Here is a 22,500-nt window from a genome sequence, read left to right as displayed (position 1 = left end):
AGGTTTCGTCAGAACGGGATGTCTTCGTCACCATCTTTGGAATCATAATCCCCAGGAACGCTGTCGTCCGAAGAGCTGCTCTGCGGAGCCGAGTTATACCCCCGGCCTGCTTCACCGCCTTCATCACCACGGCCTCCCATGAACTGGAAATTCTCCAAAACCACCTTGAGCTTGCTTCGTTTTTCACCGGCCTGATTGGTCCAGGAGTCGGTTTTCAGGCGACCTTCCACCAGAAGCGGACGGCCCTTGCCCATGTACTTTGCAATGATCTCTGCGGGTTTTCCAAATGCGTCAACATCCACGTAGGTCGTCTCCTCTTGATCCTCTCCATTGGCTGTCCGGTAATTTCGATTCACCGCCAGAGCCAACTTGCAGATCGTCAGCCCCTGCGGGGTTACACGAACTTCGGGATCTCTGGTGAGGTTACCTACGATGATTACTTTGTTAAAATTAGCCATGGTTGGAGCGGGGTTGGAGTGAAAAACGACCTCAAAACTTCATTCTCAAATATTGATCTTTCGGTTCAGAGTTCAGACTTTTTCCACGATAATCCGGTCGACGCGATTGTCGAGGCGGAACTTCTCCTTCAGTGCTGCCGGAACGGTTGCTTCAGCAGTGAAATAATACTGAACGTAGACTCCGGAACTCTGTTTGCTGTTGCGTGATGCCCGCGCAAATTCACGGGTTCCGTGGTTTTCAACTTTGGTGACTTCACACCCCAGTCCCTCAAGAACGGTTGTGATCTGCTCATAGAGTGAGTCAACGGACTCCTCGACGCCTCGCGTATCGAGAATGAATGTCGCCCGATACGCTGTGTTGGTTTTTACTGCCATATATCCTTTATAGGTTAGGTTATTCTGTTTTTTGGTTGATCGTATTCATAGCCAATACCGAACCTTCCCGGAGGATGCGCTCGATACTGTTCCTATAAAACTCAAATTGCTTCTTCAGTTGGTCGATTTCCGCCCGTTGGAATGGACTGAGCACCCAATCCTTCAAGTCCAACTCATGTGTGGGCTTTGCGCCAATGCCCACCCGCAAACGGGTGAATTCGTTGCCCAGTTTGTCCTGAACGTCCCGGATGCCGTTGTGACCACCGTGACCACCTCCGACCGACACCTTCAGTCTGCCGAATGGCAGCGTGATATCGTCGTAGATGCACAACACCTGCTGCGGCTCAAGCTTGAAATAGCGCAAGAGTGCCACGAGACTGGTGCCGGATGCATTCATGAAGGTGTGGGGTTTGATCAAAAACATCTCCCGCTCCATCCAGGTTGCTCTGCTCCATTCGCCCCTGAAGCGAAAACTGCGCTTCCATTTCCAATCCTGATGCTGTGCCCAGTCATCAATGACCATGAAACCGACGTTGTGGCGAGTCTGCTCGTAGGCTTTGCCTGGGTTGCCAAGACCCGCAACCACCTGGATCGGGAGTGTGTCACACATGGTCCCCCTTTTCGAAGCCTCAAGCCGTACACCCCTTCAACGAAGACCTCAGTCCTCCTCGGATTCCTCTTCTTCCTCCGCCGTCGTCGTTTCCATTTTGGCGGACGTCGCGCAGGATACAACCACCTCGTCTCCCGGATTCAGGATGACAACGCCTTCGGGTGCCACAAGATCGCGGACGTGCAAAGAGTCGTGAACCTTCAATTCGCTGACATCGACCAGCAATTCCTTTGGAAGATTGCGAGGAAGACAGCGCACTTCGAGTTCGTGAGCAACCACTTCGATCACTCCACCCTGATTCTTGACTCCAAAAGCAGTTCCCTTCACGTGCACCGGAACGTGTGCATGCAATTCCACGCCCTTGGCAATTTCACGCAAATCCACATGGATGACCTTGCGAGACATCGCATCCACCTGCACATCCTCAATCAGACAGCGCGTTTGCTTGCCGCTCGTATCCTCAATTTCGAACAGCGCTGACTGGTCCTTCACCTGCTTGTAAAACACCCGGAATTCGGACGCATCCACAGTCAGCTCACGATTGCCGGAGGGACCATACAAATTTACAGGGATCTTTCCTTCACTGCGAATCTTCTTCGCAGCGCTGGTTCCGACCGCTGTCCTTTCATTGACTTTCAGTAATAACGCTTCCATTTCAGAACTGGTTAAATTAGGGCGAAAAGGATTCACAAAAGGCAGTTTAAATGAAAAAAGCAACCTTAAGTTTCTACGATCATCGGAAATGCCCTCTTCCCGCAGCAACAGGAACAACCCAGACTCCTGAAGTGGCAGGCAACCCTTTTTGAGTTGCCGACTCAGGCATTCATTGATCGGCAACAGGTGCGCAGATTCCGAAGGGTGACTGCACCCCGTCCCACTCCACGGCGTTAATATCCCATCCAGCTGATGTCCCGATCAAACCTCAAAGACAAGTCCGATGTCCATGCTTACCAAATCGTTCACCAGGTGCATGCCCAGGCGCTCAAACAATCTGCCTGAACCGTAACACGCACCAAGGGATACTCGATCAAAATTGAAGTTTGCCTGGAAGACGATCCCATCACCGGTCGATTCCACGAGCGCATCAAAAACCAACGGGATCGACCGACCACGAGCTGTGAGTGAGCCGCTGACCCTAAAATTCGGCTTCCCATAACTCGCACCTTGCATTCGTTCAGAAGAATGCAGCACAAAGCTGGCTTCCGGAAACTTCGCAACGTCAAAAAAATCGGCATTTTGAAGATGGGCAATGAGAACGCCAGCGAGTGACTTGTCCTCAATGTCCCGGCAACTCATCCGCGTGAGGTCAACGACCACTTCTCCGGCAATCGGAGTCCCCGCTTCATCCAGTTCCATAAAACCGTGCTTACACTCAACGGTTCCATCGTGCTGATTGGTCAGGTTGCGTCCAACCCACCTTACCTTGCTGCGCTTGGCATCAAGCCTGAACTGGCCCGCCTGGATCGACACAGGTGCTGGACCACTGCCCTCGGTTGTACGACCTTCAGAAATCCACCGGGAAAGGCCGCCCCGCAGGACAAAAACACGGGTGTAACCGAGAGCATTCAGCCGACCAACTGCTGCCAGGTCCGCCTGCCAGGGCGGACCCTCGCCATACACCACGAGGGGAACATGCTTCTCTGGGTAAGCCTTTGAAAGGGTTTCGGTAAAGACGACTTCGTAAACACAATGATTCACACTGCCCGGCAATCTGACCTCGTCAAATGCCTCGACAGTGCGAACGTCGATGATGACAGCGTTCAGATCTGACAGTTCAGAAGGTTCAATGAATGAACAGTTTTCGGCCTTGGGAAGCATCACTGGCAGTCGAGTTCATTTAAACCCCTTAGGGTCGGTGGTCTGGAAACCATCGCCCGAAGGTTTCCAAAGTCAAACCTCGCACCCCGATTGCATGGAAGTTCCAACCCAAGAAACAGGAATATGGCATCCTGCTGCCTGTCACACGATTGTCCGCCAGACTTTGTGGAGAGTCCAGGTGACCTCCATTTTTTGAAGGTTTGGGTGCTTTCATATTATGCTTCCTGGTTTGGGTTGATGGCGAACCACTTGTAGAGAGCGGGCAGGACAATCAGGGTGAGCATGGTCGAGGAAACCAGTCCGCCAATGACAACGACCGCCAAGGGACGTTGTACTTCGCTTCCGGTTCCGGTAGCGAGCAACAGGGGAAGCAAGCCCAGGAGCGTTGTGCCCGCTGTCATCAGCACAGGGCGCACCCGCAGACAGGCACCTTCGATGCTCGCTTCATCCACCGCTTTACCCTCGCGGATCAACTGGTTCAGGTAGGTCAGCAACACCATGCCATTGCCCAGGGCGATACCGAAAAGAGCGATAAACCCGATGCTGGATGGGGCCGATAGATTTTCTCCTGCGAGCCAAAGCCCCACGACACCGCCAACCAGTGCCAATGGAATATTGAGCAATATCAGGACAGTGTTCTTAATCGACCCGAAGGAAATGTAGAGCAACAGTGCGATCAATGCGAGCGTCACGGGAATCACAATAACGAGTCGTTGGTTGGCTTCTTGTTGCAGCTCATATTGGCCGCCCCAGGAAATCAGATAGCCCGGCGGAAGCGTCAATTGTGAATCGAGTGCCGCTTGGGCTTCTTCAACGAAACTGCCGATGTCCCTGCCCACGACATTCGCCTGAATCTCCAAATAGCGCTGGTTGTTTTCGCGGACAATCTGTCGTGGACCGACGATCTCCCGAATGGTCGCCAGCTCATCCAACGGCAACAACGTACCCTCATGGGTTTGCACGATCAGGTGGCGCAGGTCTTCAATCGAGTCGCGGGCTTCCTCGCGATACCGGACATAAATGTCATAGCGCTGAACTCCTTCGTAGATCTGCCCTGCTTCGACTCCTCCCACAGCCGCTTCGATCAATCCCTGCACCTCGGCAAGATTCAGGCCGTGGCGGGCAATGGCTTCGCGGTCGGGCCGCACCACGATCTGCGGAGATCCGATAACCTGACCCGTCTGCACGTCAGCCGCACCTTCGATATCGCCAACGATGGCAGCAATTGCGTCACCCTGTTCCTTCAGGACATCCAGGTCGGAGCCAAAGAGTTTGACGGCCAGTTGTGCCTTGGTTCCACCGATGAGTTCATCGACGCTCAACTGGATGGGCTGGGTGATATTGACTTGCACTCCTGGCATGCCTGCCAGGACCTCGCGCATGGCATTTTCAATATCGACCTGCCCAAAACCCTCGCGCCACTGCAATTTGTCTTTGAGAACAACCATCATGTGCACGCTGTTGATAGGGTCGGCGTGGGCACCGACCTCACCGCGACCAATGCGCGAAATAGCTTGCTCGATTTCAGGGATCTGAAGCAGTCGGGTCTCTGCGATCAGTGAGTTGCGCTTTGTTTCTTCGAGAGAAACAGAGGGTGCCATCGAGAGATTGGCAATGATGTCCCCTTCCATCAGTCGCGGGGTAAACTCGGATCCGAGCTTCGGAAAAATCCAGGCTCCCACTGCGATAAGGACGAGCGCCACCGTGATCGCCAGGATGCGAACATGCACAAACAGCCTCACGATTGGCCGGTAGACGGTCACAAGCTGCCGCACCACCCAGACTTCGCGTGGGGAAGATGCTTCTGCACCTTTTTTCGAACGGGGCTTTCTCATGAAAAGCGCGGAAAACACCGGTGCTCCAATCAATGCATAGATCAACGAGCCAAACATGGCCAGCGCCACCGTATAGGCCAGAGGCCGGAACATCTTACCCTCGACCCCCTGCAGCGTAAAAAGTGGTATGAATACGAGAACCACGATAAGGATCGCAAACGTGATGGGCTGCGCCACCTCCAGGCAGGCGCGCGAGATCGTGCGTGACTTCGATTCGCCGGAAACGGAAGAACGCAAGAGGCGATCTGTGTTTTCCACCATCACGATGGTTCCGTCGACCATCATGCCAATCGCGATGGCCAATCCTCCCAGGGACATCAAATTGGCCGATATTCCGAAGTAATACATCGCAACCGTAGCGAAAAGGACCGAGAACGGAATCGCGAGGGAAACAACGATGCTGGGACGGAAACCTCCGATAAAGACAAGCAGCACCAGTACCACCAAGGCGATGCCCTGCAGAAGCGCACTCGTTACAGTTCTGACTGACGATTCAACGAGTGTCTTCTGTTGGTAATAGGGGTCGATCACCACACCTTCCGGGAGTGCCGCTTCAATCTCAGCGAGCTTGGCCTCTACCGCTTCAATGACGGTAGACGAGTTGGTGCCATAGAGCTTGATGACCATACCAGAGACAACCTCTTCCGAGCCATTGCGGGTTTGCAGTCCCTGACGGATCTCGCCGCCGATCTCCACCGTCGCGACATCGTTGAGAAAGATGGGGGTGCCGTCCTCATGGGTGATGACAATGCGCTCAAGATCGCGGATGTCCTGTGCCAGTCCCTCGGAGCGGACAATAAACATCTCACCGTTACGTTCGATGAACTGTCCGCCGACGTTCTGGTTGTTGGCCTCGATTCGCTCGATGACTCCTTTCAGAGAGATGTTGTAGCGCAGCAAGGCATCGGGATCAATGTTGACCTGGAACTGTTTGACAAAGCCGCCAATGCCCAGCACCTCAGTCACGCCAGGCACCGTTTGCAGGTTGTATTTGACGATCCAGTCCTGAATCGTGCGCAGCTCTTCGAGGCTGTATTCGCCAGTAGTATCAATCAGATTGTAGTAGAGCACAAGGCCCTGACCAGTGGAAATCGGTCCCATCTCCGGTTCGCCAAAGCCTTCGGGTATGGCCTCTCGCGCTTCCGACAGGCGTTCGCCCACCACTTGCCGGGCAAAGTAAATGTCGGTGTCTTCCTCAAAATAGACACTGACGACTGAGAGGCCAAAATTGGAGACGGAGCGGATTTCTTTGACTTTTGGCAAACCGCTCATCGCGGCCTCAACCGGAAAGGTGACGAACTTTTCAACCTCCTCGGGGCCGAGGCCTTTGGTCACAGTGAAAACCTGTACAAGTGCAGGTGAAACGTCGGGAAAAGCGTCAACGGGAAGCTGCCGATAACTCCAGTAACCCCCAGCGATGACGGCCATCGTCAGGAGCACAATCACCAGCTTGTTGTGCAGAGATGTATCAATGATCTTTTGAAACATGGGATGATCCTCCTTGCTTAGTGGACATGTCCGGCGTGTCCGCCGAAGGAACCCTTGTTTAACTCCGCCTTCAGCGATATGGCGTTCTGCGTGACGTAGGTTTCCCCAACCTCGAGTCCACTTTCGAGTTCGACGGATACGGCATCACTGTGGCCAAGGCGAACAGGACGCAGCTCAAATCCCTCGTCCGTTTGCACAAAAACGACGGGTTCTCCTTCGTGAGATAGCAGGGCGCTCCGCGGGATCACTATTTCCGCTTCGTGCTCCTCAATGGAAACGTTGCCTTTCACAAACTGTCCTGGACGCCATTGACCGCCTGCGTTGTCCACAATGGCACGCGCAAGGCCCGTGCGCGTATGTTCGTCGATCATCGGAGCAATATAAGTGATCGTTCCAGTGAATTGCGGCCCATCGTGTCCATTGACGATGACCACCCGCTGGCCTCTGCGCACTTTATTCAAGTCGCGCTGATAAATACGCAAATCCGCCCATACACTCGACAAGTCGGCAACCGTGAAGAGCGGGGTTCCTGCTTCGACGCTTTCGCCTGGCGAAATGTCGTAGCTCACAATCGTTCCATCGAAAGGAGCTTTTACGTCAAAAGGACGAAGTGTTTCGGTGCTTTCCAGGAGCGCCAGGATTTGTCCCTTCCTGACTTGATCCGCAAGTCGAACCTCAATGGCGGTTACAGTTCCGTCGTACTGCGGGTTTACGTAGGCTAGTCGCTCCCGGTTGAACTCGATTTCGCCGGGAAGGATGACCTCTTCGTGCAGGACGCCAGGACCCGCCACAGAGAGCGTGATGCCAAATTCACGTTGTACGCTTTCCGGGATTGAGACGATGCCCTTCTCATTCACACCATGCTCTGCATGATCGTCGTGGCCGGCATGAGCATGACGCGCTTCAGCGTCCCCATGATCCACATGATCTCGCTCATTTTTTTCGGTGTGGGCGTGGTCATCATGGGTTGCGTGCTCCTCGTGGAACGCTCCATGCCCCGCTTCTTCGGAATGGTCATGCCCGGCATGATCGTCCTGGCTCCAGATCGCGGCAACCAGGCAAAGCGAGAGAATTGCGCACAATCCGTTTCGCGTATAAGTTGTTGTTTTAAAGTTCTTTAGAACATTATTCATAGAAAAAATGGAATTAAAAAGTTATTGTTGAAGTGCTGCGGGCCGGGTGAGTGCCTCAATTTCGGCTTGAGCCAGAGCATACCGTTGCACGGCTTCAAGATAGCTCTCGCGGACTTCGAAAAGCGTGTTCCTGCTTTGCAATACGGCCAATTGCGTGAACTGCCCGCGCTCGTAGCCAGCTTCGGTTTCAAGCAGTGTGGCTTCAGCAGAAGGGATGAGTTCGGTTTGAATCGCCATGGCCTCAGCGTGTGCGCTCAACAGCTGCTGATAGGCTCGATTCAGGGCGATCAAAAGCTCACGGTGCTGAGCATCCCGCTCCTGCCAGACGGCCCGTAGTTGTGCCCTTGCCGTGCGAATGTTGCCCTGATTCTTATCAAATAGAGGCCAAGGGATTTCGACGCCCATCCGAAACCCTATGTCACCATTCCTCTCATTGAAGTAGCGACTGCCCGCAAAAACCTCAACATCGGGGGTGGCACGGGCTTGCTCCAGTTCGAGCGCGGCCTCGCGCGCCCGCTCCTCCGCCGAATAGCGTGCCAGTGTCGCCGTATTGACCAGCTTGGACGCCAATTCGACAAACTCCGGCGTAGTCGGTTGGATCCGAATTTCACCCTGCACGGAGAAATCGGAATGTGCCTCTTCTTCCCAATAGCTTGAAAGCACCGTTTTTGCGGTCTGATATTTCCTCTCGGCTTGTTGCAACACAAACTGCTGACGCCGCACAGCAAGTGTTGCCCTTGCCTGCTCTACCTGAGCGGAACGTGCAGCCTCGACCAGTCGGGCAGTCTCCTCGGCACTCCGCTCCGCCAGGGCAAGCTGTTCGGTTCGCAGATTGCGTTGCTGTTGCGCCAGCAACACATCCATGAATGCCGAGCGCACAGACGCTTCAATGTCGGCCAGGATACGTTCGCGTTCCCAGCCGATCAGATCTCGTTCTGCCTCTGCGAGAGCCTTTCGTTTTTCAAGTTTGTCCGCCGTTTCGATCAGCTGTCGTATCCCGAGCGAGATCTCCAGACCATCGACACCCGATAAAGGTCCTGTGCCGAGGAAATTCTCCAACTCGGCACCGACAACGGGATTCGGGCGAAGCCCTGCCTGAGTGATCTGTCCTTCGGCGGCATCCTCAAGGGCGGTGTACCACTCCAGCCGAGGGTCGGCGGCAAGTGCACGCTGTAGAACCTGCACATAGGAAAGGGTCTCCATATCGGAACCCACGCTTGTCTGAGTTGTAAGGCTTCCCAAAGGAAGCAACAAGAAAAGTGGTGTGAATCTAATTTTTTGAGAAAAGTACATGTGAAATCCTGATTACGTAAGTCCATGATCACGGGCACGTTGCCCGATGAACGAAGACGGGAAGTTCGCACTGAACCACCGTCACGACTTATGGAATCAGGATTTTCAGAGACGCAGCACGATGAAACGGCTGACGAGCTTGGACAAAGCCTCACAGACTGGTGGTCCTCTGGGAAGCTGAGGTCTCACAATTGCTGACCTCAGATGCAATGCAGCTTCAGGTAGATTTCCTGCAATCAGGGGCAAAGCAACGGGTAGTGGAGCCTGCACCGATTCCAGATCACTTGACCGGAAAGAACCCAAATCTACCGAAGCGAGCGAGATGTCTGTGCAAGGAGGGCAATCTGAATCAGAAACCCGGGTATCAGAACCCGCGCAGTTACTCTCCTCATCGGGTGCATCCTTCGCCAACAGTTCAATGTGCGCCTTCCCTTCCTGATGAAGGCAGAGCACAAGCGCATTCATTCCACAAAGAAGCGAGTTCCAAGTGAAAACGAATAAAGAAATGGCTGTGAGAAATGAACTCAAGGATTTGCAGACTACCACAAATGCTCACGAGGGACAAACGATCTTTCGCAGAATCTACTGGGTGACGTTTGTGCCCTTTGAGAAACCCAGCCCAAGCCTTGCCAGGGTTCTTCCAATACAATTCGTTTGCGAGGTTCGAGATGAGGGGATATGGCTGCCCGGGCTGGGATCGAACCAGCGATCCCGACACGTCGGGATTAACAGCCAGGTGCTGCAAAAACGGCTCGAACCTTGCCAGGATTCTTCCATCGCTTCAGTTCTCTTTCCCGAAGCACAGCTTCGGACCGTGTCGAGTAGCTCTCGCTTCCCAACAGTTTCCACGGTCCATGTTTGTGAGTCCAACTCGGTGCTATCGTTTCCGTCTCCGGAGAGTTGTGCGAGTGCAGGCGATGCACAAGATTCTCGGTTTGGCCAATGTAGAGCCGACCTTCAGCGTTTTCCAAAACGTAGACCCAATACAATTCGTTTGCGAGGTTCGAGATGAGGGGATATGGCTGCCCGGGCTGGGATCGAACCAGCGACCAATCGGTTAACAGCCGATCGCTCTACCGCTGAGCTACCGGGCAACGCCTGAGCTTCAAGCTCAAAAACCTGACTAAAAGCCATGGGTTGGGATTCGTCAAGAGGAGAAAATTGGAAACTCATTTTTTTATACTACTTCCTGGAGATCCAAGCTTTGCTCTGATTTGCATCCATTAAGACGATTCTCAATCTGCCTTGCGAAATGCCAGGGACCTCACACACTTCCAGCCATCATCATGATTGAATTCCGACTTTTCCGTATTCCCATTTCCATTCACTGGACGTTCTTTCTGCTCACCGCATTTCTGGGAGGTGCATTGTACGCACAAGCGGCTGACGACTGGTTTCGTGTGCTGCTCTTCATGCTCGCTGCAATTCACTCGGTTTTGATTCACGAACTCGGGCACGCGCTGGCTGGAATCAAGGTGGGGGCCAGTCAGGCGGTGATCCAACTGCATGGCATGGGGGGCACAGCCTCTTTCCCTCAGCAGCAATTCAATCGCGGCAAGAGCATTCTCGTCACAGCAGCCGGCCCCGCTGCGAGCATTTTGCTCGCCCTGCTCTTTCTCGGCATCAGCGAATCCAGCTCTGGATGGCTGGATCTGGAATCCCGTGCGGGCTACTTCATCGGGTATTTCATTTCGGTGATGGTGTTCATCAACATCTTCTGGTCCATCATCAATCTCATGCCCATTCTGCCGCTCGATGGTGGACAAATTCTCCGCACCGTTCTGGGTCCCCGTCACCTGAAACTCACCTGTATCATTGGTTTTATCACCCTGGTGATTCTGGCGATTCTGCTCTGGATCTACACCCGATCCCTCTTCAACATGGTGCTAATGCTCATTCTGGGAAGTTATACATGGCGCGTATGGCAACAAGAGCGACAATCGTAGTGGTTGCTTGAAGGCAGCCCCAAAAAATCAGGTGCGCTCCTGCTTCCCAGACGGGGAGCGATTCATCTCACAGCATCCACCAGCCTGCAACACCGGCCAGCACCATGCTGCCCATGCCTACGAACACAACGCCGCGAAGTGCTTTCGAACCCGCATAAATCGCAAATCCTGCTTTGAACAGCGTGTTTGCGATGGCACCGATGACGATGCCTTTTGCCGCGAGTTCAAGGCCAACCGTTTCCTGTTTCACCATATCGGTCAGGGACAACGCAATCGCATCCATATCCGTCAACCCCGATAGAAACGAAACCAAATACAACCCTTTGTCGGCACTCCATTCCCGCGACAGCGTCACCAACAACACGATCACAGCATAAAGCAGTGCAAATTTTATCGCGACGCCGAGGCTTAATGGATTCTTCAATTCGGGGGTATCGATCTTGCCTTGATCCCACCCTCTGATCCATACGACCAGAAGCGTCACGACACCCGGTGCGGCCATCAGGCAAAACGGGAGGATCAGCAGAAAGGCCAGCTCGGAATGCAAGGTCAGCAAAATCGCCCAAACTCGCGCAAACATGATGGTGCACGCGAGCAAAATGCCAAGTCCCAGACTGGTTGACAATTCCGGCATCTGCCGACTCGCCCGGGATAGTGCCAGTGTCGTTGCTGTGCTGGACGCAAACCCACCTGCCACCCCGGTCATCAGGATGCCCGCATTGGCACCCAGGACCCGAATACCCAGGTACCCGGCAAATCCCAATCCAGAAATCAGCACGACCATCCACCAGATTTTGTAGGGATTGATTGCGTCTGCTGGACCCATTCCCGCATTTGGCACAATGGGAAGGATCAAACCTGTCACGACCAGAAACTGCAGGGCGATGCGCACATCTTCTGGACGAATGTGGCGGGTGAACGCATGGGTCGACTGTTTCACTGCAATCAACACCCCAAGCGCGGCCGCAATCGCAACTGCAACGCGAAGCTCTCCCCACATCACCATCGCCCCCATCAGAAAGGTAATCAGCCCAGCCGCATAGCTGGTCAACCCGATCCCGGCCTTTCCGGTATGTTCAAGCGCGTAACCAACGATGAGGTAGCTCCCAAACAGTGTCAGCACGATGGGAAACGTCCAGCTATGGAATTGCACACTGCAGTACACTGACAATGTTCCCAAAAAACTCCAAAGGGCATAGGTCCGCAGTCCTGCACTGGATTCCGCAGCACCGTCCTCTCCAATCTCAGATCGGTCTGCCCACTGGCGAACTAAGCCTACCAGCGCACCCAGGGAGAGGCTAAAAAGGAACAGGCGCAACGTTTCTCCAAGCATGGTTCACTCAGCCTACCGAGGCTGAACCCGAGATCAATTCGAATCCATCATGGAGTTGAGCAGATTTTCTCCATTTGCCATTGCCCCAAAATCAATTCCGCCTAGGTTCGTTGATTAAACATTTAATTCCCCTGAAACATCGGGAGTTGTCCGCAGACAACTCCATTCCGATCAACCCAAGTGACCATGACTGCATCCCATTGCCCCACACCCTTCTCCGCCATGCTGCGAAGCAGCCTGCTGTTCGTTTTGCTTACGAACGGCTTTTTTCAGATCTTCGCCGAAGATGGGTATGACCTGTGGCTTCGCTACGACGCGCTGCCAGAAACCCATGCATTTGTCAGCGATGCACATGTAATGGGTAGTGTGCAGGTTCACGGAAGTTCCGACACACTCGAAGCGGCTGCGAGTGAACTCCACACCGGACTGTCAGGGTTGCTGGGTACGACCTATAACCATGTGGGGTCGCCGCTGCATGCGGGTCCGGTTGCATCACTCCCGGCTGAGATTCGTGACCGCGTGGAATCCCGGTTGACTGACCTGAATGACGAGGGATTTCTGATCGCTCGCCTTCACGATCTTGAGGCAAAACCATGGGTGATCACCGGGCAACGGGATATCGGAGTGCTGTATGGAGCCTTCGCATTTCTGCGTTCACTGCAGGACGGCAGCATATCAACCCACATGGCTGAACCCATGCTCGACCAACCCCGCATCCAACACCGCATGCTCAACCACTGGGACAACCTCACCCGTACCACTGAGCGCGTTCAGTCTGGGCAATCGATCTGGGAATGGTTTCAGCTGCCAGACTACGTTTCTCCCCGCTACCGGGATTACGCACGCGCGAACGCCTCCATCGGGGTGAATGCAACCGTTTTGACCAACGTGAATGCCAACGCGGTCGTGCTCACTCCTGATTTTCTTGTCAAAACTTCGGCCATTGCCGATGCACTGCGTCCGTACGGTATCCAGACCTATCTCACTGCCCGCTTCAGTGCTCCTATGGAGATTGGCGGACTCGACACTGCTGATCCGCTCGATCCTGGGGTGCAGGCGTGGTGGAATGCCAAAATCAACGAAATCTACCAGCACATTCCGGATTTTGGAGGATTTCTGGTAAAAGCAAACTCGGAAGGACAACCCGGCCCGCAAGACTACGGGCGCTCCCATGCCGACGGGGCCAATCTACTTGCCGATGCTCTGGCTCCTCACGGGGGAATCGTAATTTGGCGCGCCTTTGTCTATACGCACGAGAATACTGTCGACCGCCACAAACAGGCGTATGACGAATTCGTTCCACTGGATGGAGCATTCCGAAAAAACGTCATCATCCAGGTCAAGAATGGCGCGATCGATTTCATGCCGCGAGAACCCTTCCACCCCATGTTTGGGGCCATGCCTCATACTCCATTGGGGCTTGAGCTTCAAATCACGCAGGAGTACTTGGGAGGTGCAATTCACCTGGCATTTTTGGCACCACTTTTTGAGGAAGTGCTCGATGCCGATACCTATACTTCTGGAGAGGGTTCAACCGTTGCACGCATCATCGAAGGTGCCTACTCCGATGTGGAACACTCGATGATCGCAGGTGTATCCAACATTGGAACTGATCGCAACTGGACTGGTCACCCGTTGCTCCAGAGCAACTGGTACGCCTTCGGTCGCCTCGCCTGGGACCCCGGACTGCCCAGCGAGCAAATCGCAACCGAATGGATTCACCAGACCTTCGGTTCCGATGAAGTCATCCATCAAACTTTGAAACCGATGTTGCTCGAGTCCCGGGAGGCCGTCGTAGAGTATTCAATGCCACTGGGACTCCATCACATCATGGCACGGGGACATCACTACGGTCCCGGACCCTGGGTAGAAGGAGGTCGCCCCGACTGGACTTCGGTTTATTATCACCAAGCCAGTTCGCATGGCATTGGCTTTGACCGCACCGCATCGGGGTCTAACGCGCTTGAACAATACAGCAAGACCCTCCAGGAGCAGTGGTCCGATCCCCAAACTATACCGGTTGAACTGCTCCTGTGGTTCCACCATCTTCCATGGGACCACCCCATGCCCAACGGATTGACACTTTGGCAGGAAATGGGTCGCTACTATCAACGAGGGGTGGATACCGTGCGCAGCTGGTTACCGCAATGGCAGTCACTGAAACCCCACATTGACGCGCAGCGGCATCACCATGTGGAGGTATTGTTGAAGCGGCAGGAACGGGAGGCTGTGGAATACAAGGATGCCTGCCTTACCTATTTTCACTCCTTTCACGATCATCCCTGGCCGAAAACCGCAGAACCCGCGGAGCATGGACTCGACTACTACCGTTCCATTCACCGCCATCATGTTCCAGGAAATCCCTCAGAGCACTGATCTGGCAATCCACTGATACCAATCCAGAATAATCACCCCCGGCAACTGCCGTGGGTGATTATTTCTCTGATTCAGACGAATCACGGGAGATCCGCTCCTTGGGTCTGGTGGATGCGGAATCCCCTGCAACGGACTTGAGAACAGCGTCAAACTGAGTGATGCGGGCAGTGGTTTTGCCAACTTCCATCCGGTAGTCCTGCATCTCACCCGAATCCCGGATATACCCGATTCGATCCAAATGAACCGCAAGTTCACGGGCAGCTCGTTCAAGCTCTCTTGATGGTTCGGGCGAAGCCGGATGGCATGCCCGATCAAGGATCGCTTGCAATCCTTTGGTCAACCCAGCTAACGCCTCCTGTATGCCCACTGAATCCTCTCGCATTTCTGCCAGAATCAACGCTGTCGTGTGCTGGTGCAGTTGATCCCGCAACACTGCATAGGGTTGGGCTGCCTGCTCTGAAAAGGAGAACACACTGGCGTCCAGATTTGCACTCTGATTCGACTCGTGCAAGGGATCATCCATTTCGTTTCCATTCCCCATCAATGCTGAAATCCCAGTTTCCAAGAGGAATACAAAACACAATAAATGCCAGGATTGCATCACAGCCCATCCTTGCTTCTGGAGCCGACTGTAATCTGTGTCCTGCATGATGGGGATGCAAAAACTATATCATACCGATTCGATTTAACTTTGGTATAGTCGTGATTTTAAGAAGCGTTTGCTGAAGCGCGTATCCAACCGTTACCGACCAAACGTATGACCCGTCCCGGATCTTCCCACCAATCTTTCAGAAGAAGTGCGACAACCTGGTCGAGCCTTTCGATGTTCGGCCAGAGTTTGTTCGAGGTATGATCCTGAATCAGGTCCCATAGTCTTTCGATGGGGTTCAACTCCGGGCTGTATGGCGGAAGCATCACGATGTGCACATCGGCGGGCACCTGTTCATGGTAGCTGTCTTTCGGGTGGAAGCCCGCACCATCCCAGACAACGATATGCTCATGCTCGGGATACTGGGATTTGATTTGCAGTAGGAAAGCCTCCGTCCAATCCAGATTAACGGTTGGGGTTTGCACAAACACTGTGCTGCCGTCGACCACGTCGATCGCTCCGTAGCAATAGCTCCATTTGTATTCGCTTTTCCAGCGCTTGTGGGGACGATGGCCTTTCTTCGTCCAGACACGCCGGAGGTTCGGCAATAGTCCGTAGCGGCTCTCGTCGGCAAACCAGACCTTCACCGGCTTATCGCCTCTCAAAGGCAGGTTTTTAAGGATGCCCAAGAAGCGGCGCTTGAACGCATCCGCTTGGGCCGGGTCCCTTTTCTCATGCACGGGGCGGGGAACCCGAAGCACCCCCGCGCATTTTTTTGCCCAAGTCCAGACTGTCTTGTAGTCGAAGCGACGCTCAAAACGACGCTCAAGCTCTGCAGTCGCTTCCACAAGGGTGTTCCAGCGCTGTGCCTCCAACCCGTCCTCCAGATAGGCCAGCACTTCATCGTTGGCTTTGCTCGGACGATGGTTGCGATCCGTGCCACGCTCCAGAGCCGCATCAAGACCGCCATCCTTGTAGCTTGCGATCCAGCGGTTCACTGTCGTCACCCCCACGCCGCAACTCTCGGCGATCAGGCTCACGGGATTATCAGGCGAGAACGCCATCTTCAGCGCGGTTAAACGGGTCTGTTTCCAGCCCGGATTGTTCTTCTTCAGCAGTCTTTTGATCTTACGGCGGTCTGCTGCGTCACCGATTCGTCGTCTCCTCATGCAGACAACATGTCTACTCTATAATTAAATGCCAGTATTAAATCGAATCGGTATCATACCCAAGCGAATCGCCTCAACAGCCACCTGAATCGCATTCGACACAGCAACATCTTTGTGTTCCATCACCACTTCCTCGGAATCCGTGCGCTGCGCGATAATGGCACACACACAAGCTGCTCGAAATCCGTAAGCCCCCGCCATTTTGAAAAGGGTACCCGCCTCCATCTCAAAATTCAGAACATTGAGGTTGGCGAATTCTTCAACCATTCCATGGTGGCGACGAAGCAGATTGGGGTTGGCGCTGCCCTTGCGCCCTTGCCCCTCATAGAACGTATCAACACTGGCCGTGATGCCGACATGCGAGGGAATGGCGAGGCGTTCTGCCGCATTCGAAAGTGCTACGGTCAGAAAAGGGTCTGCGACTGCGGGATATTCGGCCGGGGCGATGTCAAGCGCAGCACCCTGCAGGCAGAGAGATGCCGACGAAACCACAACACTTCCCACCTTCACATAGGGTTGGATGGAGCCACTTGTGCCCACCCGGATGATCGTCGTCACTCCCAACTGCACCAGTTCATTGACAATGATTGAAAGACTCGGAGCTCCCATTCCGCTCGTTGCCGAGATCACTGGCCGACCGTCAATCGTGCCGAGGTAGCTGTTCAACCCGCGATTCTCCGAAAGACATCGCGTGTCCTCAAACGATTGCTCTGCAATCTGTAAGGCCCGACCCGGGTCCCCCGAGAGCAGTGCTGTTTTTACGGGTGAATCACCAAGGTCAGATCGACCAAATCCAAGATGATATAGCGTGTCATTAACCATAACCCAATGGATGCCAGCATGGCTCAAAAACGGGACAGGTCAATGGCGGACACCCGCTGCGAACTAGCCAGATCCGTCCCCATAGTCCACCCAATCTTTCGGGCAGTTCACATTCATGAATCGGGATGCATCCACAGGACGAATTTCAAAGCGCTTGAGCAAGCCTTCTCGAATAGCCTCCGGTATCAACTCCTGCAGGGATCGCTTTCCCGCGTCCAGCCATCGCCCGATCATCGGTAAAATCTCAACGGGATACACTGCTGCCAGAGGTTCAAAAAATGCGGAGTTTCGGTAGACAGGAACCACTCCAACGCCCGGTTCACACTGGTCAATCAACTCACGCAGGGTTGGTGCATCCATTCGTGGCATGTCCACACCGAGCACCACAACGTGTCCAGCCGCGCATTCCTGCAAACAGGTGTAGAGTCCCATCAGCGGACCTTCATCCGGACGCAGATCTTCCACGTATCGTGCATGCTCAGGCAAATCGAGTTGTCCGGACTGCCGTACCGAAACAAGGATTTCAAAGGATGACTGCTCCTCAAACAGAGCATAGAGTTTCAGAACCTGAGTGATCAGCAGGGGAACACCAAGGATTTCAATCAACGCCTTGTTTTGACCCATGCGCCGGGAACTTCCGCCCGCCATGACGATTCCGTTGAGAGGTCCACTAAGCATCACAGCGCAGCACTCCATCACTGAGAATTCGGCAGCGAAGTCCGCCCCTTCCTTCTAAAAAATCGCGGGCACCTTCACCAACTGCAAGTTCCATCCAGTCACAAGGTGCGCAGGATTCGGTCCCCTCGAAACCAAGTCCCTGAACTTCGAAGGTTTGGCCGATGAATGCATTGAGATCCACCCCGGAAACAAACACGTTTCGGCGCACGGAACTGGGGCGAATCCACTGCAAGGCCAATTCCCGGCACATCTCAGCGAACACCTCCATGGAAAAAAAAGTGATCTGCCCCTTATAGTCAGGCCGATGGTCAAAATAGCGATCACCCACCAACCCACGACCTGCGGCGCAAGTCACAGCCTCCACCTCGACCATTTCCTGACCAGCTGCGCCTTTGCCCCATCGTCCGACAAAATTGTGTCTGGGAGAGAGATAGATGTGATGGACCTTCATCTGCTGGGAAATGGTAGACTCAAATGGCATGCGAACGACTACTCCCATGATATCACAGGCTAGGATTGCTGCAAGTCATGCTGTTGAAATCAAAGCTCTACAATCCCGGCGAGGAACCACGGTTGACTTCCAGTTCGAAACCTTCCCGCTCACATCCGCATGTCTGAGGTTGAATCCCTTACAAGGAAGGTCTAAATTGATATGCTATGGCTCTGGATCCCGAATTCATCAAAAAAGTCCAAGAACGCAAAGCCAAGCGTGAAGCGCTCGAAAAAAAATATGCTGCGGGCGCGTCTGCAGGGCGCAGTGTTGGGTCGCGCAGCGGATCGAACAGCGGTCGTCGCAAATCCGGCCCCGTGTACCGATCCGTCTCCCTGCTCGATGGTCATGAAGTGATCATCACAGGAGAAGACGCCAAAAAACGTGCGCAAAAAGCCGAATACAAGGGCTGATTCGCAACCATCCGCACGCTGGCCTCATTCGACAATCTCGTTGATACGAACAAGTTTCATCCTCTGACTTGAAACCGGGGTTACTCAAACCCCTGCCACCAATCCCCAAAACCATGCATTCCATTCGTTCCCTTTGTTCCGCAGTCCGTCTGATTTCCGCCACGGTCACGCTCACGATATCCGCTTTCGCTTCCCAGCAACTGACTCAGCAGCCAGATCTCCAGGTCATCGGGGCGGACTCCGAAGCCATCGCTGAGATGGATGCGTTGCTTCAGTCCTTTGTCGATGACGGACGCCTCAACTGTGTCAGCGCACTGGTGGCCAAGGAAGGGAATGTGGTCTATCACAAGGCATTTGGGTGGAAAGACCTGGAAAACAAAATCCCTGCCCGCCCTGACGACTACTACGTGCTTTTCTCTCAGACCAAAGCCATTACAAGCGTTGCGTTCATGCTGCTCGTAGAGCAAGGTCGAGTGTCGATTGATGATCCCGTCTCGATGTATTTCCCCGGTATTCCCAATACCGTTGTCACCAAAGTGCATGAAGATGGAAGCTATGAAACCCGCCCCGCTGCGCAACCCATGACTTTTGTTCACTTGTTGTCGCATACCTCGGGACTTGGAGCGGGACTGGTTCGTGAGATTCGTGCGGCGCAAGGTGCTCCGAGTGGAGCGCCTGCCGGGTTCGGAGGTCCGATTCCCGAGAATCCACCAGCTGGCCAGCGCACTGGTGGCGGAAATTCGGAATCGCAGACTCTCGAAGAGGAAATGCTCGCCCTCGCCGAGTATCCGCTCGGATTCGATCCCGGTGAGCGCTGGGAATACCACGTGAGCACCAATATGCTCGGTTATTTGATTGAGCGCATCTCAGGACAGCCGTTGAGGGATTTTGTCAAGGAGCACATCCTCCTACCACTGGGAATGGAGGAAACGGACTGGTACTACGAACCCGAGCAGCTCTCCCGCTTCGTCAAACCCTATCGATTGGAGGACGGAGAGTTGAAAGCTGCAACCACCCTCTACAGTGAGGCAACCATTCGCACGCCGCACTCGTACGCCGAAGGTGCCATCGGTTTGAATGGACCTATCGAAGATTATGCAAAATTCTGCCAGATGCTGCTCAACGAAGGAACTTACAATGGTGTTCGCATCCTGAAACCCGAAACCGTTCGAGCCATGACGCGCATCAACCGTCTACCAGTGGATGCAGAAAACGACAACGGGTTTCGCTTTGGACTGGGGTTTGAACTGCATACACACCAAAAGCCCGTACCTGCAGTTTCAGACCTTGCATTCGCTTGGGGTGGCATGTTCGGCACCGCCTATCTCATCGATCCGGGACATGATCTCATCGCCCTCTTCTACGTGAACATGATTGACCAGGAGGCACTCTACCCATCCTTTCTTGAACAGGCGTACCAGCTCGTCCCCACTGTTCAATCCCCCGCACCTGACAACGCATCCTCCAACCCGGCCAACGTCATGATCGAAGACGGTGGCAGCGGAGCCTATTCTGCAGTTGCTACCGAGCGCGAAGCACTCCCGGGCATGACCCTTTTTCAGCCAGCAAATCTTGATGTTTTTGAGAGTAACCTCACGCTCCCGGTCCTGTTGTGGGGAAACGGAGCCTGCGCCAACACCACTCAGGAGCACAAAAATTTTCTTTCCGAAATTGCCTCACACGGGTATCTGATTCTCGCTATCGGGAGACTTGATCAAATCCATGAACGCGACGAGCGCTCCCGCGAACCAACCCACTCCGGGCAGCTTCTCGAAGCGCTGGATTGGATCCTCCAGCAAAACCGAGATCCTCAAAGCGAGTATTACGGCAAAATCGACACCCATCACATTGCGGCCATGGGCATGTCCTGTGGTGGACTTCAGGCAATTGAAATTTCGGGAGATCCGCGCATCAGCACCACCATTGTCTGCAACAGCGGCGTTTTGCCTACCCCTTCTCCCATGCCCCTGATGCCATCACTCGACAAGGATGCATTACTGCACTTTCACGGCCCCGTGCTCTACCTCATGGGGGGTCCCTCTGATATAGCCTATGGAAACGCGATGGATGATTTCGCACGCGTGAATCACGTGCCCATTGCCATGGCCAACCTTGATGTGGGACATGGTGGCACCTACCACGAACCACATGGCGGCGCCTATTCCCCTGTTGCACTCGCTTGGCTCGACTGGCATCTCAAGGGTCAATCCAGCGCATCGCAATGGTTCCTCGATGAATCGAAGTTAAGGGAGCAAGATGCAGGGTGGACGTTGGAAACCAAAGGCTTCTGAACCGTCAGCAGCCCGGGATTCAATCCAAATCGAGGAAAAACTGCTGTCGCCAGCCAGTCAAAGCCTTGATTCGGGCGTTAGAGATCAGTGCCTCACGCCCGGAAAAATCTCCCCGAATATCCTTAACTCCCGGTAAATAGGAACGGATCAAATCCGCAGACGGCAAGCTCGACGAAGTGTCATCTGCCGCAAGTATGGCTGATTCACAGCCGATGCCATCCTTCTCTATGCCCAGGCGACAGACGATTGCCACATCCCGTGCATCGATGTAGGACCAGAGGATGCGCTTGCGCATTTCGGGTTGATCGGCGATTTCGCGAATCGCGGTATGGTCTTCAGGGCACAGAATGTTGCCCAGTCGCAGCGACAGGATCTGCATGCCAGTGCGACGATGGAATGCAGCGGCTGTCGCTTCATTGACAACCTTGGACAAACCATAGGCATCTTCGGGTAGCTGCGGATGCGCTTCATCCACAGGAAGGTAGTGCGGTTCAAAAAAATCGCTCGCAAAACAAATGCCGTAAGACGACTCACTCGACGCAATAACCACCTTCTGTATTCCCAGAATCGCACAAGCTTCCAGAACATTGTAGGTGCTCATCACATTGATGCGAAACACCTCAGGGTTTGGCACCATGTGCGCCCGCGGAATCGCTGCCAGGTGAATCACTCCACAATAGGGACTGCGGTCACCAGTTCCAAACGGCGAAAATGCGGACACAACCTGCCCGGCATCCGAAAGGTCACACACGATGGTATGGCACAGTTCTTCCGAAGGCATGCGTTGATCCACATTGATCACTTCATAACCCTGCTCAAGCAGATGGCGAATGACCCAGGGTCCTGTCTTTCCGCTGCCACCTGTAACGATGATGCGTTTGGGTTTTGTAGATGGAATTGTTGCTGCCATGACATGACTACCCTACTGACAGTGGGCCGGCAATTCAAAGGGAAATCCGATGAAGGGTCCGACGGTCTCAGGGACATCCTGCATGCACGCGTTTTATTTTCCAATGGCGTACAAAAAAACACCGCCGCAGCAATGCCAGGGCGGTGAAAAAGAATGGGGATTGGGTTTTAACCCTGCTCAGAGAGCCTTAAACCAATCCTGAAAGAATTTGCCGATGAGTGGAAGTTCTTTGGGCTGACCACCGATGGCGCCAACCAGACTGATGATCCAGAATACAAAGGATACGATCCAGAGGATCCAGCCGATGACCGGAATAAAGGAGAGGATAAAACTCGCGAGCATCAGACCGAGCATTTGTCGGATGTAGAAGCTTGCAAGCTCATCCTTCTGCTCGTTCTGATTCACAACCAGAGCGATGATCCAGCCGATGAGAGTTAGGTGTGCAACGATTGCTTTTGTTTTTCCGTCCATGG

At 53.9% G+C, this 22,500-nt stretch carries 20 protein-coding genes and 1 tRNA gene; 4 read left to right on the top strand and 17 right to left on the bottom strand.

Features of this window, described 5'->3' with window-relative positions; all coding sequences use genetic code 11:
• Nucleotides 1–8: 8 nt before the first annotated feature.
• The 9 genes from ssb to ABQ298_02160 all read right to left on the bottom strand — a co-directional run bounded on the left by ssb (nucleotide 9) and on the right by ABQ298_02160 (nucleotide 10,104).
• Nucleotides 9–458: a single-stranded DNA-binding protein gene (ssb, locus tag ABQ298_02200; protein MEQ9823175.1), complete on the bottom strand. Its 450-nt coding sequence runs from the start codon at nucleotides 456–458 to the stop codon at nucleotides 9–11.
• A 72-nt stretch (nucleotides 459–530) separates the two neighbouring features.
• Nucleotides 531–833, bottom strand: coding sequence for a 30S ribosomal protein S6 (locus ABQ298_02195; protein ID MEQ9823174.1), 303 nt, complete (start codon nucleotides 831–833; stop codon nucleotides 531–533).
• A 19-nt stretch (nucleotides 834–852) separates the two neighbouring features.
• Complete coding sequence (gene pth / locus ABQ298_02190) at nucleotides 853–1,443, bottom strand: aminoacyl-tRNA hydrolase (GenBank protein MEQ9823173.1); 591 nt, start codon at nucleotides 1,441–1,443, stop codon at nucleotides 853–855.
• A 48-nt stretch (nucleotides 1,444–1,491) separates the two neighbouring features.
• Nucleotides 1,492–2,097, bottom strand: coding sequence for a 50S ribosomal protein L25 (locus ABQ298_02185; GenBank protein ID MEQ9823172.1), 606 nt, complete (start codon nucleotides 2,095–2,097; stop codon nucleotides 1,492–1,494).
• Between the two features lie 261 nt (nucleotides 2,098–2,358).
• Nucleotides 2,359–3,261, bottom strand: coding sequence for a YceI family protein (locus tag ABQ298_02180; GenBank protein MEQ9823171.1), 903 nt, complete (start codon nucleotides 3,259–3,261; stop codon nucleotides 2,359–2,361).
• A 215-nt stretch (nucleotides 3,262–3,476) separates the two neighbouring features.
• Nucleotides 3,477–6,584, bottom strand: coding sequence for a CusA/CzcA family heavy metal efflux RND transporter (locus tag ABQ298_02175; GenBank protein ID MEQ9823170.1), 3,108 nt, complete (start codon nucleotides 6,582–6,584; stop codon nucleotides 3,477–3,479).
• 17 nt (nucleotides 6,585–6,601) lie between these two features.
• A complete protein-coding gene (locus ABQ298_02170; protein MEQ9823169.1) occupies nucleotides 6,602–7,717 on the bottom strand; it encodes an efflux RND transporter periplasmic adaptor subunit in 1,116 nt (371 codons plus the stop codon).
• Between the two features lie 21 nt (nucleotides 7,718–7,738).
• The gene (locus ABQ298_02165; GenBank protein MEQ9823168.1) at nucleotides 7,739–8,920 is read right to left on the bottom strand and encodes a TolC family protein; all 1,182 of its coding nucleotides are present in this window, start codon (nucleotides 8,918–8,920) and stop codon (nucleotides 7,739–7,741) included.
• Nucleotides 8,921–10,029: 1,109 nt separating this feature from the next.
• Nucleotides 10,030–10,104, bottom strand: a tRNA-Asn gene (locus tag ABQ298_02160).
• Nucleotides 10,105–10,296: 192 nt separating this feature from the next.
• Between ABQ298_02160 and ABQ298_02155 the strand changes: the two genes are divergently transcribed.
• Nucleotides 10,297–10,956 carry a M50 family metallopeptidase gene (locus ABQ298_02155; GenBank protein MEQ9823167.1) on the top strand — a complete coding sequence of 220 codons (660 nt, stop codon included), beginning with the start codon at nucleotides 10,297–10,299 and terminating at the stop codon, nucleotides 10,954–10,956.
• A gap of 67 nt (nucleotides 10,957–11,023) precedes the next feature.
• Here ABQ298_02155 and ABQ298_02150 read toward each other — a convergent pair whose 3' ends face one another.
• Nucleotides 11,024–12,289: an MgtC/SapB family protein gene (locus ABQ298_02150; protein MEQ9823166.1), complete on the bottom strand. Its 1,266-nt coding sequence runs from the start codon at nucleotides 12,287–12,289 to the stop codon at nucleotides 11,024–11,026.
• Between the two features lie 186 nt (nucleotides 12,290–12,475).
• Here ABQ298_02150 and ABQ298_02145 point away from each other — a divergent pair, with 186 nt between their 5' ends.
• Nucleotides 12,476–14,665 carry an alpha-glucuronidase family glycosyl hydrolase gene (locus ABQ298_02145; GenBank protein ID MEQ9823165.1) on the top strand — a complete coding sequence of 730 codons (2,190 nt, stop codon included), beginning with the start codon at nucleotides 12,476–12,478 and terminating at the stop codon, nucleotides 14,663–14,665.
• A 58-nt stretch (nucleotides 14,666–14,723) separates the two neighbouring features.
• Here ABQ298_02145 and ABQ298_02140 read toward each other — a convergent pair whose 3' ends face one another.
• The 5 genes from ABQ298_02140 to ABQ298_02120 form a co-directional block, all read right to left on the bottom strand.
• Nucleotides 14,724–15,188: a hypothetical protein gene (locus ABQ298_02140; GenBank protein MEQ9823164.1), complete on the bottom strand. Its 465-nt coding sequence runs from the start codon at nucleotides 15,186–15,188 to the stop codon at nucleotides 14,724–14,726.
• 185 nt (nucleotides 15,189–15,373) lie between these two features.
• Entirely contained in the window at nucleotides 15,374–16,423 is a 1,050-nt protein-coding gene (locus ABQ298_02135; GenBank protein ID MEQ9823163.1) for an IS630 family transposase, read from the bottom strand.
• Between the two features lie 24 nt (nucleotides 16,424–16,447).
• On the bottom strand, nucleotides 16,448–17,245 hold the full coding sequence (locus tag ABQ298_02130) for a nucleoside phosphorylase (protein MEQ9823162.1): 798 nt from the start codon (nucleotides 17,243–17,245) through the stop codon (nucleotides 16,448–16,450).
• Nucleotides 17,246–17,308: 63 nt separating this feature from the next.
• Complete coding sequence (locus tag ABQ298_02125; GenBank protein ID MEQ9823161.1) at nucleotides 17,309–17,923, bottom strand: molybdenum cofactor guanylyltransferase; 615 nt, start codon at nucleotides 17,921–17,923, stop codon at nucleotides 17,309–17,311.
• Entirely contained in the window at nucleotides 17,916–18,422 is a 507-nt protein-coding gene (locus ABQ298_02120; GenBank protein ID MEQ9823160.1) for a molybdenum cofactor biosysynthesis protein, read from the bottom strand. Before ABQ298_02120 ends, ABQ298_02125 begins: the two co-directional genes overlap by 8 nt.
• Before the next feature lie 158 nt (nucleotides 18,423–18,580).
• Between ABQ298_02120 and ABQ298_02115 the strand changes: the two genes are divergently transcribed.
• The gene (locus tag ABQ298_02115; protein ID MEQ9823159.1) at nucleotides 18,581–18,826 is read left to right on the top strand and encodes a hypothetical protein; all 246 of its coding nucleotides are present in this window, start codon (nucleotides 18,581–18,583) and stop codon (nucleotides 18,824–18,826) included.
• 113 nt (nucleotides 18,827–18,939) lie between these two features.
• Nucleotides 18,940–21,117, top strand: coding sequence for a serine hydrolase domain-containing protein (locus ABQ298_02110; protein ID MEQ9823158.1), 2,178 nt, complete (start codon nucleotides 18,940–18,942; stop codon nucleotides 21,115–21,117).
• 19 nt (nucleotides 21,118–21,136) lie between these two features.
• Here ABQ298_02110 and ABQ298_02105 read toward each other — a convergent pair whose 3' ends face one another.
• Nucleotides 21,137–22,027 carry an NAD(P)-dependent oxidoreductase gene (locus ABQ298_02105; protein MEQ9823157.1) on the bottom strand — a complete coding sequence of 297 codons (891 nt, stop codon included), beginning with the start codon at nucleotides 22,025–22,027 and terminating at the stop codon, nucleotides 21,137–21,139.
• Nucleotides 22,028–22,204: 177 nt separating this feature from the next.
• Entirely contained in the window at nucleotides 22,205–22,498 is a 294-nt protein-coding gene (locus tag ABQ298_02100; protein ID MEQ9823156.1) for a hypothetical protein, read from the bottom strand.
• Nucleotides 22,499–22,500: the final 2 nt, after the last annotated feature.

This window comes from Puniceicoccaceae bacterium (assembly GCA_040224245.1).
Lineage (GTDB): Bacteria > Verrucomicrobiota > Verrucomicrobiia > Opitutales > JAFGAQ01 > JAKSBQ01.
Note: the sequence above shows the minus strand (reverse complement) of the source record. Positions and strands in the feature narration are given on the sequence as shown.

Excerpts from the sequence above, each read along its gene's own strand:
- ABQ298_02150 (MEQ9823166.1), bottom strand. The coding sequence starts at position 12,289 with ATGCTTGGAGAAACGTTGCGCCTGTTCCTTTTTAGCCTCTCCCTGGGT.
- ABQ298_02120 (MEQ9823160.1), bottom strand. The coding sequence starts at position 18,422 with ATGGGAGTAGTCGTTCGCATGCCATTTGAGTCTACCATTTCCCAGCAG.
- ABQ298_02165 (MEQ9823168.1), bottom strand. The coding sequence starts at position 8,920 with ATGGAGACCCTTTCCTATGTGCAGGTTCTACAGCGTGCACTTGCCGCC.
- ssb (MEQ9823175.1), bottom strand. The coding sequence starts at position 458 with ATGGCTAATTTTAACAAAGTAATCATCGTAGGTAACCTCACCAGAGAT.
- ABQ298_02100 (MEQ9823156.1), bottom strand. The coding sequence starts at position 22,498 with ATGGACGGAAAAACAAAAGCAATCGTTGCACACCTAACTCTCATCGGC.
- ABQ298_02130 (MEQ9823162.1), bottom strand. The coding sequence starts at position 17,245 with ATGGTTAATGACACGCTATATCATCTTGGATTTGGTCGATCTGACCTT.
- ABQ298_02155 (MEQ9823167.1), top strand. The coding sequence starts at position 10,297 with ATGATTGAATTCCGACTTTTCCGTATTCCCATTTCCATTCACTGGACG.
- ABQ298_02195 (MEQ9823174.1), bottom strand. The coding sequence starts at position 833 with ATGGCAGTAAAAACCAACACAGCGTATCGGGCGACATTCATTCTCGAT.
- ABQ298_02115 (MEQ9823159.1), top strand. The coding sequence starts at position 18,581 with ATGGCTCTGGATCCCGAATTCATCAAAAAAGTCCAAGAACGCAAAGCC.
- ABQ298_02145 (MEQ9823165.1), top strand. The coding sequence starts at position 12,476 with ATGACTGCATCCCATTGCCCCACACCCTTCTCCGCCATGCTGCGAAGC.
- ABQ298_02125 (MEQ9823161.1), bottom strand. The coding sequence starts at position 17,923 with ATGCTTAGTGGACCTCTCAACGGAATCGTCATGGCGGGCGGAAGTTCC.
- ABQ298_02180 (MEQ9823171.1), bottom strand. The coding sequence starts at position 3,261 with ATGCTTCCCAAGGCCGAAAACTGTTCATTCATTGAACCTTCTGAACTG.
- pth (MEQ9823173.1), bottom strand. The coding sequence starts at position 1,443 with ATGTGTGACACACTCCCGATCCAGGTGGTTGCGGGTCTTGGCAACCCA.
- ABQ298_02185 (MEQ9823172.1), bottom strand. The coding sequence starts at position 2,097 with ATGGAAGCGTTATTACTGAAAGTCAATGAAAGGACAGCGGTCGGAACC.
- ABQ298_02135 (MEQ9823163.1), bottom strand. The coding sequence starts at position 16,423 with ATGAGGAGACGACGAATCGGTGACGCAGCAGACCGCCGTAAGATCAAA.
- ABQ298_02170 (MEQ9823169.1), bottom strand. The coding sequence starts at position 7,717 with ATGAATAATGTTCTAAAGAACTTTAAAACAACAACTTATACGCGAAAC.
- ABQ298_02105 (MEQ9823157.1), bottom strand. The coding sequence starts at position 22,027 with ATGGCAGCAACAATTCCATCTACAAAACCCAAACGCATCATCGTTACA.
- ABQ298_02110 (MEQ9823158.1), top strand. The coding sequence starts at position 18,940 with ATGCATTCCATTCGTTCCCTTTGTTCCGCAGTCCGTCTGATTTCCGCC.
- ABQ298_02140 (MEQ9823164.1), bottom strand. The coding sequence starts at position 15,188 with ATGGATGATCCCTTGCACGAGTCGAATCAGAGTGCAAATCTGGACGCC.
- ABQ298_02175 (MEQ9823170.1), bottom strand. The coding sequence starts at position 6,584 with ATGTTTCAAAAGATCATTGATACATCTCTGCACAACAAGCTGGTGATT.